The sequence below is a fragment of the Alistipes intestinihominis genome, assembly GCF_040095975.1.
Classification (GTDB): domain Bacteria; phylum Bacteroidota; class Bacteroidia; order Bacteroidales; family Rikenellaceae; genus Alistipes; species Alistipes senegalensis.
Window position 1 is genome coordinate 1 of record NZ_JBBMFL010000029.1, and the last position, 18087, is coordinate 18087.

Here is an 18087-nt window from a genome sequence, read left to right on the forward strand (position 1 = left end):
GTACCCGGTAGCCGCATTTGAATACATTAAATTCTATTAAACCCAAATAGAAGCTAAAATAGATGATTTTACATTTATTTTATTTATTATCAATAGCATATAAACATTCAATCATTTTACCCGATAAATTCAGATTGAACATATTTTAGCAGATGTGGGGAAAATGTGGGGAATTTTTCGTATTTTTGCTCTGTCAATCCGGAATCTGGGTACTATGAAAATAACTCTCATCATCAAAAAGAGCGTAAAACGCTATGATACAGAATCGAAGGCGACCATTTACGCGCGTCTGCGGGACGGCAGGCAGGTAGATATGGTCGCACCGACCCGGCTCACCATCAATCCCAATCTTTGGGATGACAAAGCCGAACAGGTCAAAAGCAAAATCGTTTGCGACGACGAAATGCGTTCCTATTACAACGATGAAGCCCGAAAACTCAAATCCTACCTCGAAAGAGCCTATCAGTCCCGACAGACGGCAGAACCTCAGAAAGAGTGGCTGAAAGAGACATTGGAACAATATTACAATCCACAAAAGTACAATGTCGAAACGGCCACGGAAGAAACGGCCAAACCGACATTGATCGCATTGTTCGACGAGTTTCTCGAAAAGCATCGTCTTTCCGATGTCCGCAAAAAGAATTACCGGGTCATCAAACGAGGATTACAGCGGTATGAACTTTATATCCGGACAACCAAGAGGGGGCAAAAAGCATTCGTATTGGACATCGACAAAGTAACGGCCGACACCTTGCGGGATATTTGGGATTTTCTGGAAAATGAATACCGCTACAGCGCTCTTTACCCGGAAATCTACGAAGCTATCCCCGAAGCACGCACGCCACAACCCAGAGGGAAGAATACTTTATTGGATTGTTTCTCGCGCATCCGGACTTTCTTCTATTGGTGCAACAGCAACAAAAAGACCCGCAACCGACCGTTCGACGATTTCCCGTTGGAGGAATGCACATACGGAACGCCTTATTATATCACGATCGAAGAGTTGCACAAGATTTACGGCACGAACCTGAAGCGGCATCCGCAACTGGCCGTTCAGCGCGACATTTTCGTTTTTCAATGTCTGATCGGCTGCCGGGTGGGCGATCTGCTGAAAATGACGAAATCGAATCTGATCGACGGAGCCATCGAGTACATACCGCGCAAGACCAAGGAAGGGCGGCCGCTGACCGTGCGGGTTCCGCTGAATCAGACAGCCAAAGAGATCACAGCCCGTTACAAAAGTCAGGACGGCGACAAGCTGCTGCCCTTCATCTCCGAGCAGAAATACAATATGGCGATCAAGCGGATTTTCAAAGCCGCCGGATTGAAGCGGTTGGTTACGGTCATAAACCCCACCACCCGCGAAGAAGAAAAGAGGGTGCTTTACGAGATCGCCTCGTCGCATCTGGCCCGCCGGACATTCGTCGGAAATCTGTATAAGCAGGTCAAAGACCCCAATTTGGTCGGAGCTTTGAGCGGACATAAGGAAGGCAGTAAGGCTTTCGCACGTTATCGCACCATTGACGATGAAATGAAAAAAGAATTAGTAAATTTGTTATCGTAAAGGAGATGATTGCGTCCGCAGCGCGGTCGGAATTCAAAATAGACGATATATGAAAATAGTTAAGGCTAATCTGACCGAACAATTTATATCCGATATTCGGACTATTATTCTTTCTGCCAGAGAATCAGCGATTCGTAGTGTGGATACCGTCCGTGTACAAATGTATTGGAAATTGGGCGAACGCATCTTTATCGAAGAACAAAAAGGCCAAGACCGAGCGGAATACGGAGCATACCTTCTTCAAAACGTTGCATTGGAAATTGAAAAAGAGTTCGGTAGTGGATTTTCCGTGCGTCAGTTAGAACGAGCAAGGCAGTTCTACCGCACTTATCCAATTGCGACCGCACTGCGGACGCAATTGAATTGGTATCAATATCGCCTTCTGATTCAGATAGATGATAAAGACAAACGCGAGTACTACGAGTTGGAGGCAGCAAACAACAACTGGACAGGGCGTGAATTGGAGCGACAAATCAATTCGGGACTGTATGAACGTCTGTTGTTGAGCAACGACAAGAAAGCAGTGCTGGAGGTTGCCCGTAAGGAACGCATTCCCGAATCTCCGACTGAGATCATCAAAGACCCGATGGTTTTGGAATTTCTCGGTTTGCGGCCCGAAGCGACCTACTACGAAAAAGATTTGGAGCGCGCGTTGATTACCAATCTTCAAGCATTTCTGTTGGAGTTGGGCAACGGTTTTTCGTTTGTAGCCCGCCAAAAGCGAATCTTGCTTGAAGACGACGAATTTTTCGCTGATTTGGTATTCTACAACCGCCTGCTCCGCTGTTTCGTCGTTATCGAATTAAAAACCCACAAGATTACGCACGAAGACATCGGGCAGTTGCAAATGTATGTAAATTACTACGACCGCAACGAAAAAGCGCCCGACGAAAATCCAACGATCGGGATTCTGCTATGTGCCGATAAAAACGACACATTGGTAAAATACACCCTGCCAGAAAATAATAATACGATTTTAGCAAGTAAATACCAACTCTATCTACCCTCTGAAAAACAGCTCGCCGAGCAACTGAAGATCGAATTGCAGGAACTCAATCAATAGCATCATGGGCCAGCAGGAATACGAGGCTTTCAAAGCGAAGTTACGGGAATGGATGGACACCCACCCCGACGAATACGCCGCATTCGAAGAGGCGATAAACGCCCGCGACTATGCAGGGTGCCAGTTGGTCATATTCCAAGCGATGGCCCTCATCCCCCGGTATCGGCAGCTCATGGCTGACAAAGCCAACGAAGGACTGTTCGAACATGTCGATGAAATCGAGCAGGCGGCCCAACAACACGACCTTGCCGGCAAGATCATCCGGGAGTGCGAACAACCCGGCAAGGATTCCACTCTCCCGGCGATGCTTTGCTGGCTCTACTTCGGCAAGAGTTTCGAACGAATGGTGGAGCGTTGCGAAGAGCTGCGGCGTTCGTCTGATCTGGGATTCTTGCAGAAGATGACCATGAGTGCCACGATCAAACTGCTGATCTCCCGGTCCATCAAATTAGAACTGCGCACCAAGCAGGACTGGGATGCCCACCGCGAAGCGATGCGGCTGGCCGAAAGCGACCGGGTGCTGGAATGGGCTACGGGCACTCTTCCGGCTGAAGATGCGAGTGAAAAGAGGAAACCCGGCCGGCCGAGTACGACCAAATCATTGATGGACATGTTTTCGCCGGCTGTCACGCATCCCGACGAGTTGCGGCGAAAGATCGGCGAATACCTCACAAAGAAACACACCCAGACCGACATCGCACGGTTGAAGATCGCACTCGATGAATTGCGCTATCTGGTAGTTCCAACCAACATCAAACCGTTCCGCGATGCCCTGCAAGCGGAATACGGCTCTGACACCCGCATCGTCCACGAGCGGGGCATACAGGAAGCATACAGCCGCCTGACGGAACCGCTGCTTATCGGATCGGCCGTCAGCAGTCGGGGCGGCGAGGCCATTATCATCCGGGAAATAAAAGATTTTCTATCGCAATAAGGCTCGTTAAATTCGTCTTAACACGCCGCGAATTAAACGCTTAAATATCGCTCAATCATAACATTATATTTGCGCCGTCGCTCGGATTTCCGGGCGGCGGCGTTGCTTTCCCGTCCGCCGGAAGGCTGCGCCTCACAACGGGCGGAAAGCAATGTATGAAAGATTTGTTATCCATCCTCCGGGATGCTCCGGGCAGCATCCGGCTGGAGGTAAGCGGCGAGGATCTGTTGGCTTTCTCCAAAAGCCTTATCGACCGCGCCAAAGAAGAGCTGGCTGCACAAGTCGCCGAAGCCCGCAAGGAACGTTACCTGACCAAAGAACAGGTCAAAGAGCTATGCGGCGTTTGCGATGCGACGCTCTGGCATTGGAACCGCAAAGGGTATCTGAAAACCGTTAAGGTCGGTAACAAGGTTCGTTACCGCGCTTCGGACATTCAACGGATTCTCGGCGGGCGCGATGGCAAATAAGTCTTCAGACAGCGTTGCAGTCCCTGGCAAGCAGTCCCGGAACGAGCGTATCGAAGAGTTCCTGCGGGAGCATTACGCCTTTCGTTACAACACGGTCAAAAGCCGTGCGGAGTTCCGCAGCAGCGACGGCGAGTTCCTCCCCGTGACCAAATACCGGCTCAACTCCTTCCGGCGGGAGCTCGACCGCACCATCGGCATCTCCACCTCGGCGGAGAACCTGCGCAGCATGCTCGAAAGCGACTTCTCCGAGCGTGTGAATCCCGTGCAAGCGTATTTTCATAAACTGCCGCCGGCAACGGGAACGCAGGCCATCGACGAACTGGCCGCGACCGTCACTGTGCGCAACGCCCTGCATTGGTCGGAGTACCTGACCAAATGGCTCGTCGGCGTGGTCGCCAATGCGATGAATGACCTCGGATGTCAGAACCACGTCTGTCTGGTACTGACCGGCGAGCAGGGAAAGTTCAAGACCACGTGGCTCGACAACCTCTGTCCCCGCTCACTCGCCAGTTATCTTTTCACGGGAAAAATCGACCCGCAGAACAAGGACGTGCTGACGCTGGTCGCCGAATACCTCTTCATCAACATCGACGACCAGCTGAAGGCGCTCAACAAACGGGATGAAAACGAGCTGAAGAACCTCATCACGGCTCCTTCGGTCAAATACCGGCGGCCCTACGACGTCTACATCGAAGAGTATCCCCACTTGGCGAGCTTCATGGCCTCGGTAAACGGGAACGACTTTCTGACCGATCCGACCGGCTCGCGGCGATTCCTGCCATTCGAGGTGTTATCCATCGACATCGACCGGGCGATATGGGTAAATATGGATCGGGTATATGCCGAAGCCCGAACGATCCTGAATAACGGATTCCGCTACTGGTTCGACGACATCGAGATCGAAGAACTGCACCGGGGAAACGCCGCATTCCATGTCCAGACCATCGAATACGAAATGCTGCTGAAAGGGTTCGAGAAACCTCCGGAACATGCCGTCACGGATTGCTTTATGACCACCGTGGAGATTCTGAACTACCTGCGCAGCTATTCGTCGCTGAACCTCTCCGAGAAACGCATGGGCGAAGCCTTGCGCAAGGCCGGGTTCGAACGACGCTCGAAACGTGTCAACGGAAATCCCGTCTACGGCTGGGTCATCGAGAAGATCACACCCAATCCTTTCGTCTCTTACGGATTGTAGCTACTACGTTACTACATGCAATTATAAAACACTGAAAAAGAATAGTTTGTCATGTAGTAGCATGCAAAAAAATATTCTTACTACATCTTACTACGCTACTACATGAACCTACTACGGTAGTAAGATCGTATGGGCTTAGCTACTACGCATAACATATTATATATCATGTTATTGCAAATATGTAGTAAGTAGTAAGGTAAAATCGGCAAACTCCGAAAAAACAAAAATTATGAACGATTTGAAAAATATTAGCATCCGGCTGTTCCTCGCCCGACGAGGGATTCAGCCCAAATACGAACGCAACGGCTACGGCATGTATCTTTCCCCTCTACGGGAAGAGCGCACGCCGAGCTTCAAGGTGGACTACGTGCGAAATCTCTGGTACGACTTCGGATCGGGAGAGGGCGGCACGCTGCGCACCCTCGTAATACGGTTGGAGCGGTGCGACAGCCGCGAAGCGGTCCGACGGCTGCAAAACGGTGAAAAAGGAGACACGGGGATTGCTTCTATTTCACCGGGTATTGGTGAGCCTCTTGGCGTTGGCGGGGCATTGTCGGTCGTGCGGCCGGCCGCCGTCCCCGCTCTCCGCATCCTTTCCGATGCTCCGCTTCGTCATCCGGCATTGGTCGGTTATCTCACCTCACGCGGTATCGTCCCGTCGGTCGCCGCGGCATTCTGCCGCGAAGTCCGCTACGAGGTAAACGGCCGCGCCTTTTTCGCCATCGGGTTCCGCAACGATGCCGGAGGGTGGGAGCTCCGATCCGCACGGTTCAAAGGCGGCTCATCGCCCAAACATATCACCACCATCGACAACCAGTCCGACACGGTGATCGCCTTCGAGGGATTTATGGATTTCCTCGCTTATCTTTCGCTGAAACACCCCGAACGACTGCGCATCGACGCCACAGTTCTGAACTCGGTCGTCAACCTGCCTAAAGCCGTTCCGTTTATCTCCCGGCATCCGGTGATTCACGCCTTCTTCGACAATGACGAGGCAGGACGCAAGGCAACTGCCGATCTGATCCGTCTTTGCCCCCGCAGCGAGGTCATCGACCAAAGCCATTTTTACCGCGGGCACAAGGACGTAAATGACTATCTGACCGCCCGCATAAAAGACCGAACACAAAAGCCTTCGACACAGAAGAACGCTCCCGAAACAAAGGCCGTTCAGACTCTTCGGAATAATCAGCAAGCCCTGAAAGCGGAAACGGCGGAAATTGAACCACCGCGTCGGAAAGGGGTAAAGATTTAAGAAAGGCAAGGTTGTGTTTTCGTAGACGAAAACTCCGCCTTCCCCGCTGGTCGGCGTAAGATCCCGCTGGTCTGAACAATATACAGCATGAACAATCTATCGAAACAACCTGTCATGGAAACACCGAAGAAAACATACAGCAAACAAGGCGGGCGCCCGAAAGTCGGCATCGGCCGCATCCGTAAATACGTCGTCAGCACGCGGCTCAGCCCCGAGCGGAAACTCCGCTTCTCGGCCCTCTGCCGCGAGGCCGGGCAACCGCCCGCCGAAGTCCTGCGCCAGCTGATCGACCGCGGAACGGTTAGGGCACGGATCACCCGCGAACAACTGGACTTCATGGCCCAGCTCAAAGGCATCGCCCGGAACTTGAACCAGCTGACCCGGCTGGCCAACGCCAAAGGTTTGGCGGTTGTCAAAGCCCGGCATGCGGCGATCGTTACGGCCATCGAAAAACTCCTGAAACAGATATGCGATGGTCGGTAAGGTAATATCGGGATCGTCTTTTTCGGGGACGGTGGGTTATGTGATGAAAGAAGAATCCCGGATCTTGGAAGCCGAGGGCGTCATGCCTCCGGAAGTGAAGGACATGGTGCAGGACTTCAAAGACCAGACTCTATTGAACCCACGGCTGAAAAACACTGTCGGGCATATCTCCTTGTCTTTCTCACCCAAAGACGCCCCGCGGATGACCGACGCCCTGATGACGCAGATCGCAAAGGAGTATATGCAAAAGATGGGCATCACCGATACGCAGTATCTATTGGTGCGCCACCTCGACCAGCCCCATCCGCACTGCCATTTGGTCTACAACCGGGTCGGAAATAACGGGCAGACCATTTCGGACAAAAACATCAAGATCCGGAATGCCAAGGTATGCCGGGAGCTGACCGAGAAGTACGGATTGTATCTCGCGTCGGGAAAGGACGACGTGCGGCGGGAGCGGCTGCGCGAACCCGACAAGACCAAATACGAAATCTACGATGCAATCAAAGGCAGTCTTCCCAAGTGCAAGAACTGGAACGAGTTGGAAGGTAAATTAAAAGAACAGGGCATCAGCGTGCGATACAAGTATTGCGGTTCGACCGACCGCAAACAAGGGGTTTTGTTCTCGAAAAACGGCTTCGAGTTCTCCGGCTCGAAGATCGACCGGGCTTTCAACTTTACGAAACTCGACAACCGGTTCAACCATATTCAACAGCAGACCCAACACCGGGCCACGCTCTTCGGGAACCTCTCGGCGGCGGCAGGCAATTACCGTTCGGCATTTGCAGGGTTGTTCGGCAACATGGGCAGAAGTGGCGGCAGTACGCGCGAAGAGCCACTATCGGTCAACCTTGGAAAGGCTGGGGGTATTCAGCTGCCGCCGGCCAATTCGCCCGGCGGAGTGTCGGCCGAGCAGTTGCAGCGCAAGCCGGGAGAAAGTCCCGAAGAGCATATCGCACGAATCACGGCGCTGCTCAACGCCGCGGCCGAGGCGATGGCCATCGCCGCGATGGAACGTCGCCGCAGGTTCGAAGAACAGAAAAGAAGAGCCAAAATGAAAATATAACCTTAAAACCGGAAAACCATGAACAACGAAAATAAGATCGACCTCTCGATCGAGATGTATGAAGACCTCAAGGAAACGCTTGTCAAAACCATCAAAAACGCCAAGGCAAGCGGCGCAGGAAACGCAGGTTTGGATAATGTCCAACTGGAACGGATCGAACGGCTGATAGAGGCCGCAGAGCTCTCGCAGGGGCAGGTCGCACAGATGCTCGAACATCTGCAACGGCATACGGCCTTGCCGGGAGTAAAAACCGAGCAGGAGCGGGAATTTGCCGACAGATACAACACACTGCTGGCGCAGTTGGCAGGGAGACTGGAGGTGATCGACAAGGAGAACAGGCAGACACATACATTGATCGAGCAGGTAGGGCAGGTCGTCGAAGCATTGGCAAAACCCGACACCCTGCCCGTACAGGAACACCGCCATACCTATACGCTCGATCTTAAATCCTCAAAAACATTTCTGACAATGTTCATTATGCTGGGAGGTATTTTCCTGCAAGCTGCATTCATCTACCGAATCTCGGAGAACAATCGGCGGTTGGCCGTGAACGACCTGAAATACCGCTATGTGAAGATGCGCGGGAAAATCGGCGAAAAGGAGCTGACGGAGTTGGAAACCATATTTTGGGATGAGCAGCACACGGCCATACGCGATACTGTCCGAAACCAAGTCGAGCGGTACGAGGAAGCCGTAAGGCGGCGGGCCAAGCAATTAGAGCGGGCGACCGTTAAGGAGCGCAAAGCCCAAAAACTGCTCGAAGAGGCTATTAAATTAAAACAATAATCATCTTTATTGTATATTTGTCATTGTTTTATATTAAATATGAAATATTTATATACAATTTACTTTCTATTGTACGTTTCGACGCTTTCGGCACAAACGATCGATTCCCTTTATTCCGTTTTCCGTCACACGAACGGTTCCGAACGGACTGCTACTGCCAACCAACTTTTCGAGGAATTTTACAACCTCGGCCTGACCGACTCACTTTATCAATTCTCCGCCCGGAACCGGCATCGGGAAATAGAGGCACTTATAACGTATTGGATGGCAGAATACGCTTTCGACACCGAGGACTATAAAGCGGCTACAATCTGGGCCGAGGAAGCGCTGCCACTCTGCCGTGAATCGGGCGATGATATTCTTTTATCAGATTGCTTAAACCTATTAAGCGCCAGTCTTCAGCGACGAGGCGATTTCGGGCGGGCCCTGCCTTGGCAGGAGGCTTGTTACTGGATTGACAAACGTTTAGGCGATGCGGAACGGCTGAGTTCTTCACTCAATAACCTGGCAGCCCTCTATCTGGCGACCGAACAACCCAAAACAGCCGAAAAGTATATACTCGAAGCCATCGCCATAGAACGAACGCTCAACAGGCCGGCAATACTTGCTATTCGTCTGGGCATGGCATCGGACATTCTTCTGAAATCCCAACGTCCAAAGGAGGCCTTACCCTACGCCACCGAAGCGCTCGCTCTCGACCGTGCAGGAGGGCGCCAAATAAAGACGGCAATTCGTCAGTCACAACTGGCCGCCGTTTTATCAGCACTACAACGCGACGATGAAGCTCAGGAACTTCTACAAGAAGCAGTGTCCGTATTCGAACGAAATGGGAATATCCACTCTCAAGCGGTCTGTTGCAACCAGCTCGGGAACATCGCTCTGCACAAAGGCCGCAATGCCGAAGCCGCAGATTATTTCCACCGCAGCGTTCGTCTCTGTGCGCAAAACGGCAACCGCTTCATCGAAAGTAAAGCGCAGTACGGCCTATGGCGCGCTTTGCGCACAACCGACCGCTCTGCGGCATTGCGGCATCTGGAGCTCTATACGACACTGGCCGATACAATCTTTTCCGAACAGACAGCCCGGCAACTCAGCAATTTCCAGGCAAAATACGAATTGGCAGAAAAGGAGCACCGCATCGCCATACAACAAAATGAAATCCAGCACAGAAAAAACATGCTAATCGTCCTAATCATAATCATTATTCTTTGTATTATAGCATTAACCGTCATCGGGCGATTATTGGTCCTCCGCCAACGCCACAATGCCATGCTCCAACAAACTCTCAAGTTAAAAGAACGACTGCTTGCATTATTGCCGCTGCACTCCAACAGCGCAATCCATAACGAAATCGAAACTATCGCAAAAGAGATAACTGTACCACAAATACATTTCACCCCGCGTGAACGAACAATCATTCACTTATGTTGCGAAGGTTTACAAACAAAAGAAATCGCAGACCGGCTCGGCATATCCCAGCGTACGGTCGACACGCACAAAACCAATATCTTCCGTAAAACGGGTATTAACAATACGGTCGAACTAATGCGTTATGCCATGCAAGTCGGGTTAATCGACACAAATCAAAGTTCAAAGACACCAACAGATACGTAATTTCTCGTAGATACAGTCGATTTTCAATTTACATTTTTTGTCAGGGGGGGGAATCGCTATATTTGTAAATGTGAAAAATAACCCCTTCCTATTATGTTTTCCTTACCCCGAGTTTCACGTAAAACGATATTCGTCCTACTGTTTCTTGGCATAATTCAAGTTTCTTGTACCAATCATTCCTCCCCAGCACAATCTTTCGCAGAACGCGCATGCATAGACAGCCTCGTGCGCGCCAATCGCAACCTTGATTCAATGGAAATATGGCTGGAAAAGTTCTCCCGCGAACAAAACCATATCGGACTTATTTTCGTATGCCGGGAACTGGGGAAACGCTACCGCGAAAAATCACGTTTCTCCGAAGCATTAGCCATTCATAACCGAGGCTTAAGATTGGCAATAGAACTGGCCGACACGCTCGAGATTGCTGATGCCTACAACAATATCGGTACAGATCTGCGACGAATGGGAATGCTCTCCGAAGCAGCAGATTCCCATTATCTGGCCTTACATATAGCCGAACAATATACTGGCAACGAACCGCGCCAAAACCGCAAGAATTATGTCTATGCATTGAATGGTCTCGGCAACATTTATAAAGCACTCGACAACCGTAATGAAGCCGAACATTATTTCCGTCGGGCACTGAAGATCGAGACCGAAATGGGTAATGAATTAGGGCAGGCGATCAACTGGGCCAATTTAGGTAGCATCTATAAATACCGTCAACAATACGACTCTGCCTACCTATGCTTCACCCGCTCTCTCGAGCACAATGAACGGGCACGATCTAAACTCGGCATCGCATTATGCCACACTCATTTCGGTCAGATTCACGAGTGCCGTGGCGACTATGAACAGGCATTCGGCGAATACAACATCTCTTACCGGCTGCTGAAAGCAATTCCCGACAAATGGAATTTGCTCAAATCGTGTACAGCCCTGGCCAGCCTCCATTTTCGACGCGGGAATCTTCCTAAGGCAAAAAAAATTCTCGACGAAGCATTGATCACAGCACGTGAAATACACTCATTCGGCCATTTGGAAGAACTCCATCTGCTTCGCTCAGAATATTACGAACGATTAGGGATATGCCGCAATGCACTGCATGAACTCAAACTCAGCCATCAATACCGCGACAGTCTACTGACAGACCAAAACGAAAGCATGGTTTATGAAACCCAAATACGTTACGAGCGCGATAAGAAAGCACGCGAAATCGCCGAATTGAATGAACAGAACGAACGACAAATACGCAGCAGACGACAAGTAACCATTACATCGGGTATTGTCATATTGCTGACGTTCATGATACTCGGAGTTCTGGTCTACGCCCTGCGCATGAAGATCCGTTCACAACAGACCACACGGCGTATGGCCGCCATGCAGCAAAATTTTTTCACGAACATCACGCACGAATTCCGCACACCGTTAACTGTCATCCTCGGCCTGGCCGAACGTCAGATGGCAGCAAGCAGCGACAAGGCCTGCAACAAGGATATGCAGGTCATCATCAGGCAAAGCAACACCTTGCTGGAACTGATCAACCAACTGTTGGGTATCGCCAAAATACGTTCCGCCATAACTACCCCGGAGTGGCATACGGGTGATATCATAGCTCTGTTGCATCTGATACTGGAGAATATCCGCATTTGTTCAGAACAGAAACTCATCGAGATCGAGTTTGCACCGACTCTGTCCTCGCTTAAAATGGATTTCATCCCGGATTACATGCAGAAAATTCTACGAAACCTGCTGATCAATGCGGTGAAGTTCACGTCTCAAGGCGGCAAAATTCTCATAACCGTCACAGCAAACAAAGGACAGGCCGCCATCACCATTGCAGACTCAGGCATGGGAATTAGCCAGGAAGACCTGCCATACATTTTCGAACCTTTTTACCAAGGGAACAATCCCGAAGCATATCTCGGCACGGGCATCGGGCTGTCGATGGTGCGCCAGATGACCGAGGCGATGGGAGGTACAATCGAAGTATTCAGTATCGAGGGACAAGGCTCGTCATTCATCGTGCGGTTGCCATTGCATCATGGCAAAGAATTTCTAAGCGAATGGATCCCGGGAAACAATTCCCCTGAAAAATCGGGTTCCATCGTCGATGAAATACCGGAAAACAATTCTGTGACAAACTCCGACAATAAACAGAAGAATACGATTCTGATCGCGGAGGACAATTCCGATGTTGCCAGCTACATCAGCAGCGAACTCAGGAGCGATTACCACCTGCTTCTGGCTCGTAACGGCCGTGAAGCGCTGGCGAAAGCCGAAGCCTACATGCCGGACCTCATCCTCACCGACGTCATGATGCCCGAGATGGATGGCTATGAACTATGCCGTGCCATCCGAAATTCAGAAACTCTCAACCATATCCCCATCATCATTATTTCGGCCCGAAGCGATGAGCCGGATCGTCTCGCCGGTCTGGCGACGGGCGCCGACGCCTATTTGGTCAAACCGTTCAATACAGAAGAACTTCAGTTACAGATCCGGAAACTGCTGGAACAGCGACGCATCCTGCGTGAAAAATATGCACGGCAGATGCAAGTAGGAAACATGCCCCCTCAAGAGCTACCCGAAGCGAATCGGGAGTTCATGACACGTCTGCACCAAATCATCTACTCAGAGATGGCCGATCCGACGTTCAACTCCGAGACCATTGCAAATAAAATCTGCATGAGCCGTTCGCAACTCAACCGCAAGGTCAAAAGCATCACGGACATGGATACAGCAACATATATCCGACAAGCACGGCTGCAATTCGCCCGCAATCTGCTCGTCTCATCCGACAACGCCATCGGCGATATTGTTATCCGTTGCGGTTTTGAATATCAGAGCTATTTCAACCGGATTTTCAAGCAACATTTCGGGATGACCCCTATGGAATACCGCAAACGGAACCGAAAATAACCCTTTGACCGATGAATTCAGGCCGCTTCCCGTTCCCGGGGAGCGGCTTTTTCATATTCGTACTCCTCCTATGCTTTTTGCACCCGACAAATCACGCATATCACTAATTTATAGAAATTTAGAAATAATCGTGCGCAGGAAATTCAAATCACAACCAAGTAAATCGCGCCCCCAGTATAAAAATCAACATCAAGATTATTAACACCGACGGCCCTATTCTGCGAACTTTGCAAACAAGACGAAAAACAATAGAAACTAAAAAAGGTACACATTTTATATAACCCAAACTCAAATTCCTATGAAAAAACTTTTTTCTTTATTACTTCTTTGTGGAGCCTTGTGCACACTGGCTTCATGCGAGAAAGACAACGACAATCCCGAACCGGAGACCAACCGTTTCGTATTTTCCGGGAAGAACTACTCCAATTTTACTGTCTCTGTCACTAAAGATGAACTGAACAAAGGTAATTACGACATTCATATACTTCCGGCAGAAGACAACACGATGGAGTTGTGTCTGCAATGTTCCATGCAACACGACGGGGTGAGTCTGGACCTTACGAAGGTAGACCCTCTACTGGCAGTTCAGGATTATAAGGGATGGCATTGGTATATTGAAGCCCAAACAAACGGAATCACAATATTGGAAGGTTGGGGAGGCGATAACCCCAATTTTGACCCCAATTTTGGAGTGGCAGGCGACATCCTGTATATCAAAAGTCTGAATAAGGACCACACTCAATTTGAGATCCGCTGTAAGTTCACCGACTCCCAGAAACATTCTTCTTTGGACTTCTATTATAAAGGAGACGTAACACTTGCCAATGCCAAGTAAATTGCCAAAACAACGGCTTCGTGAATATACACAACCACTAAACCACAATACCTATGAAGATGATGCTGCAAAACATCCGGGAGTGGAGCGAGGCTCTGCTCGCTGACGGACAACGACAAAACGACACCGGAAACAAAGCCGCCGGCAGGCGCGCCCGCAAGGCGAGTCTTGAACTGGAGAAAATCCTGAAAGAATTTCGCAAAATTTCGCTTGCCTCCGGAAAAAGGGGATAATCCCAGATTATTTCTAAAACCGAGGCCCCATGAACACAGACCCTCCTAAACCGAAAAAAATGACCAGTGAGGAAGTGCAACGAATGTTGGCTGATTTCTATCAGGAAGTTGAACGCCGCGAACAGGAAGAGGGACGTCCCTTGCACATCTCGACAAACAAGGTACCCCGACCGACATGCTGGCAACGACTTCGCAGCTTGTTCACCTCCAGTCGTCCGACAATCAATAAACGAAAAAAATAAAAACACTATAAACCCTTTAAAACATATTTAATCATGAAAAGAAAATTTTCCTATGCCATCGTCATCGCACTCTGCGGTATGATGGGATTCACCTCGTGCACGAAAGATTACGACGATGATCTGCGCATTCACCGCGAAATGATCGAAAACAATGAAAAGGAACTTCGCGCCACCATCGATGCATACCAGGTGCTGGTAAACAACACCATCGAACAGATGGAGATTGCTTACAAAAATGCCGATAATCTGATCAAACAGGAGATGAAGGCCGAATTCGATGCTGCCAAGGCCCGCCTGACGGCACTCGAAACCGCACTCGAAACCGCCAAAAACAACATCACGGCCCTGCAAACCGATCTAACCACATTCAAAGCTGCGGTTCAGCTCGATTTCCAGGAGGTGAACAACAAGATTACGGCTATCAACGCACGCATCGACGATGCCGAATTGAAAATCACGGCACTCGATGGTCGTCTGACCTCGGCAGAACAAGCCATCATTGATTTGAAGGCGTGGAAAACTTTGGCCGAAGGGAAACTGGAGGATCTGAAAAACAGCCAAACGGCGACCGCAGCCGATGTGGAAGCTTTGAAGACCCGCATCAACACGGCTGAAGGCAAGATCACGGCACTCGAAACGCTTTGTAACAACCTCAAAGCGGAATTCGAAGCCGCCGACGTAGCACTCGGCCAGCGCATCGATGACCTGACGACGGCACTCGGAACGCAGGAGACCTCGCTCACGGCACTCATCACCAACACACAGAATGCACTCAACGCACGCATCGACGACTTCAAGAGCGAAATGACCACGGCTTGGAACGACTATAAAACGACGGTGGACGGCAAACTCGCCGCAATGGCGACGCAACTCACCGCAGTAATCGCCGATGTCAACACGCTGACCGGCGAACTCGCTACGCTGAACGGCAAGGTAGGCACTCTCGAAACCGCCGTAGCCAACCTGACGGCTCAGATCGCAGGCCTCGCCTCGCAGACCGCGCTGGACGCCCTAACCACACGCGTAAACCAGCTCACCATAGATCTTGCCGCCAAAGAGGCTGCCCTGAAAGTGCTGATCGACGCCAATAAGGACGGTATCACGGCCAATAAGGCGGAAATCGAAACGCTGAAAGTCGAAATCAACACGATCAAGGCCGACATGCAAGCGATGAAGACCGAATTGACGCAGGCGATCGCCGATGCAGTATCCGACAAGGTAACCCAGACTGCTATGGATACCGCCATCGCACAACTCGAATCGGATTATAAGGCTGCCGACCAGGCTCTGCAAGCATTGATCGACACGATCAACAACACTACCCTTCCCGCCATGGATGGCAAAATCACGGCACTCGAAGGCCGCATGGATACCGTGGAGGCCGACATCGAAGCCATCAAGAACCGCATCCAGGCCGTTCGGTGGGTTCCCGCCTACAGTGACGGCAAGCTGACGCTCCAGGCAACCAAGAATGCCGGTGGCACGGGATACGACTCCGCCGCACTGGAAGAGCAACTCTACATGACCAGCGCCAACACAAACATCATCGCCGACATCCTCGACGCCTCCAAGGGCTATACGGTTGAGGTGATCGCCAATTCGGTGAATACCCGCGCCATTGTGACTTCTCCCTTCGGAGCGGCTGTCGTTTCGGACCCCGGAGTAGCGAACGTACTGAAAATCGCGATGGAATATACCGACCTCGCAACCCTCTGGACCAATTATAATAGCGCAACTACTCCCACGCCGATCAAAGTGCAGTTGGCCGTGAAGATTTCGGACGCCAAGGGCAATTCGGCCATGACCGACTTCGCCGACGTCGTAATCGTCAACAACTAGCAAAAAACGATGATGTGCGGGGAGAGATACCCACACAACTCCCCGCACTTTTTCTAACGTTAAAAACAAGGAACAATGAGTAAACTGATCGCACGGATGTTCCTATCTGCCATGTTGTGCACCGTGACGTTCTGGGGCGGAAATATCCGGGCCGAGGAGCTTCCGACCAGAAAGAGCACGGAACAGCAACCGACACGATGGGAGCACTACAACCAATATGCGAGATGGAGTTTCGGTGCAAACATCGGACTGCCGTTCTTCGCAGGAGATTTCCAGAGCAACTCCTATGACAAACTCTACTGGGGTATCATGGCCGATCTGCAAGGAGGCTACCAGTTCACGCCGGTAATCGGCCTGCGCGCCAATTTAGGCTATGCTCAGGGCAAAACCGGAGCCAAGGATTTCGAACAGGATTATTGGCTCGATCCCTACGGCTGGGGAGATTACCGCCCGTCACCGCTGTCCGGAAGCATGCAATACAAGGACCTTTACAGCAAAGTGCGGAGCATCAACTTCACACTCCATGCCGACATCAATCTCAACAACCTGATTCGGCCCGTACCCGTTGGAAAACGCCGATGGACTGTATCCGTAAGCCCGGGAATCTACTTCCAGAAATTCTACCCCGACATATTCACCCGGAACGGAGGCCACCATTTCGCCGTGGAGCACTTCAATCCGCTGACAGTCAGCCTTGGAGGTGAAGCCATGCTGCGTTGGAAAACAGGTCGTGCTATTGACATGCAAGCCCGTTACGGCATCAACTGGATACACCAGAACGTATTTGACGGCATCGCCACCTATCGTCCTCGCGACAATCAAAATTTCATGATGCATTTCTCGGTAGGTGTAGTGTGGAAGATCGGCGCACGCCACAAGAAGAAGGATCACCTGATGTACGCACCTCGCTATGCCGCTCCCCCGAAAGACCGCGGACGCATCATTGACACGGTCGTGGTGAAGATGGAGCCACACGTGGTGATGCAGGAACGCACCGTAGAAACGCCGGTGGAAAAGGCCGTATGGTACTATATGCCGACTATCCATTTCGTTCGCGGCAGCGCCGAAATCGACACGAAGACCTACGCCGAAGAACTCGACGCCATGGTCCGCCTGCTGAACGAAGTTCCCGACACCCCGGTGCGCATCTATGGATATGCCGACCACAGCGGTACAGAGCAGATCAACAAGCGACTGACCCAGCAGCGCGCTGAAGCCCTGCGCGACTACCTGATCGACAAGGGAATCGCTCCCGAACGTATCAAGACGGTTAAGGGGATGGGCATTGATTCGTCTCTCTCTGGCGGCGAAGCCTATTCGCTCAAGGCCCGACGCGTGGAAGTTTTACGATAAACAAGACTATTGCTCTGAAATCATCGTAAAATGCGGAAGTGTATGAAAATGTATGGCTTCCGAAAATAATCAGTATTCATAAACGAGAAATCACTTGCTCCTGCTATCTCGGAGCAAGTGATTTTTTAACATCACCCTCACGCGTGGGGAATATATGGGGAAAATCCCTCTATTACAAACTGCCTAATTCATTGAAATCAATGAATTAGGCAGTTTTTCCTGTACCCGGAGCCGGG

At 50.8% G+C, this 18087-nt stretch carries 15 protein-coding genes; all 15 read left to right on the forward strand.

Translation table 11 applies throughout. The features are described 5' to 3' along the window. Nucleotides 1-214: 214 nt before the first annotated feature. The 15 genes from WMO46_RS15165 to WMO46_RS15235 all read left to right on the forward strand — a co-directional run bounded on the left by WMO46_RS15165 (nucleotide 215) and on the right by WMO46_RS15235 (nucleotide 17851). A complete protein-coding gene (locus WMO46_RS15165; protein ID WP_349094630.1) occupies nucleotides 215-1564 on the forward strand; it encodes a site-specific integrase in 1350 nt (449 codons plus the stop codon). Between the two features lie 49 nt (nucleotides 1565-1613). After that, nucleotides 1614-2627 (forward strand): PDDEXK nuclease domain-containing protein, encoded by a 1014-nt coding sequence (locus WMO46_RS15170; protein WP_278965938.1) that lies wholly within the window; start codon nucleotides 1614-1616, stop codon nucleotides 2625-2627. 4 nt (nucleotides 2628-2631) lie between these two features. Beyond that, complete coding sequence (locus WMO46_RS15175; protein ID WP_349094621.1) at nucleotides 2632-3561, forward strand: DUF6043 family protein; 930 nt, start codon at nucleotides 2632-2634, stop codon at nucleotides 3559-3561. Nucleotides 3562-3716: 155 nt separating this feature from the next. After that, the gene (locus tag WMO46_RS15180) at nucleotides 3717-4028 is read left to right on the forward strand and encodes a helix-turn-helix transcriptional regulator (RefSeq protein ID WP_087401066.1); all 312 of its coding nucleotides are present in this window, start codon (nucleotides 3717-3719) and stop codon (nucleotides 4026-4028) included. Then, nucleotides 4018-5226, forward strand: coding sequence for a virulence-associated E family protein (locus tag WMO46_RS15185; RefSeq protein ID WP_349094622.1), 1209 nt, complete (start codon nucleotides 4018-4020; stop codon nucleotides 5224-5226). The genes WMO46_RS15180 and WMO46_RS15185 overlap by 11 nt, the downstream gene beginning before the upstream one ends. A 229-nt stretch (nucleotides 5227-5455) precedes the next feature. Then, nucleotides 5456-6478, forward strand: coding sequence for a toprim domain-containing protein (locus tag WMO46_RS15190; RefSeq protein WP_349094623.1), 1023 nt, complete (start codon nucleotides 5456-5458; stop codon nucleotides 6476-6478). A gap of 114 nt (nucleotides 6479-6592) precedes the next feature. Beyond that, nucleotides 6593-6961 carry a MobC family plasmid mobilization relaxosome protein gene (locus tag WMO46_RS15195; RefSeq protein ID WP_349094624.1) on the forward strand — a complete coding sequence of 123 codons (369 nt, stop codon included), beginning with the start codon at nucleotides 6593-6595 and terminating at the stop codon, nucleotides 6959-6961. Next, nucleotides 6951-8027: a relaxase/mobilization nuclease domain-containing protein gene (locus WMO46_RS15200; protein ID WP_349094625.1), complete on the forward strand. Its 1077-nt coding sequence runs from the start codon at nucleotides 6951-6953 to the stop codon at nucleotides 8025-8027. Before WMO46_RS15195 ends, WMO46_RS15200 begins: the two co-directional genes overlap by 11 nt. A gap of 18 nt (nucleotides 8028-8045) precedes the next feature. Continuing rightward, a complete protein-coding gene (locus WMO46_RS15205; RefSeq protein WP_349094626.1) occupies nucleotides 8046-8813 on the forward strand; it encodes a hypothetical protein in 768 nt (255 codons plus the stop codon). A 39-nt stretch (nucleotides 8814-8852) separates the two neighbouring features. Next, nucleotides 8853-10427, forward strand: a complete 1575-nt coding sequence (locus WMO46_RS15210) for a tetratricopeptide repeat protein (RefSeq protein ID WP_019149549.1) — start codon at nucleotides 8853-8855, stop codon at nucleotides 10425-10427. Nucleotides 10428-10679: 252 nt separating this feature from the next. Then, nucleotides 10680-13349 carry a hybrid sensor histidine kinase/response regulator transcription factor gene (locus WMO46_RS15215; protein ID WP_302590106.1) on the forward strand — a complete coding sequence of 890 codons (2670 nt, stop codon included), beginning with the start codon at nucleotides 10680-10682 and terminating at the stop codon, nucleotides 13347-13349. A 298-nt stretch (nucleotides 13350-13647) separates the two neighbouring features. Beyond that, entirely contained in the window at nucleotides 13648-14184 is a 537-nt protein-coding gene (locus tag WMO46_RS15220; protein ID WP_349094627.1) for a hypothetical protein, read from the forward strand. Nucleotides 14185-14237: 53 nt separating this feature from the next. After that, entirely contained in the window at nucleotides 14238-14417 is a 180-nt protein-coding gene (locus WMO46_RS15225; RefSeq protein ID WP_147620003.1) for a histone H1, read from the forward strand. A gap of 275 nt (nucleotides 14418-14692) precedes the next feature. Next, nucleotides 14693-16498, forward strand: a complete 1806-nt coding sequence (locus WMO46_RS15230; RefSeq protein WP_349094628.1) for a coiled-coil domain-containing protein — start codon at nucleotides 14693-14695, stop codon at nucleotides 16496-16498. Between the two features lie 75 nt (nucleotides 16499-16573). After that, nucleotides 16574-17851 (forward strand): OmpA family protein, encoded by a 1278-nt coding sequence (locus WMO46_RS15235; RefSeq protein WP_349094629.1) that lies wholly within the window; start codon nucleotides 16574-16576, stop codon nucleotides 17849-17851. Nucleotides 17852-18087: the final 236 nt, after the last annotated feature.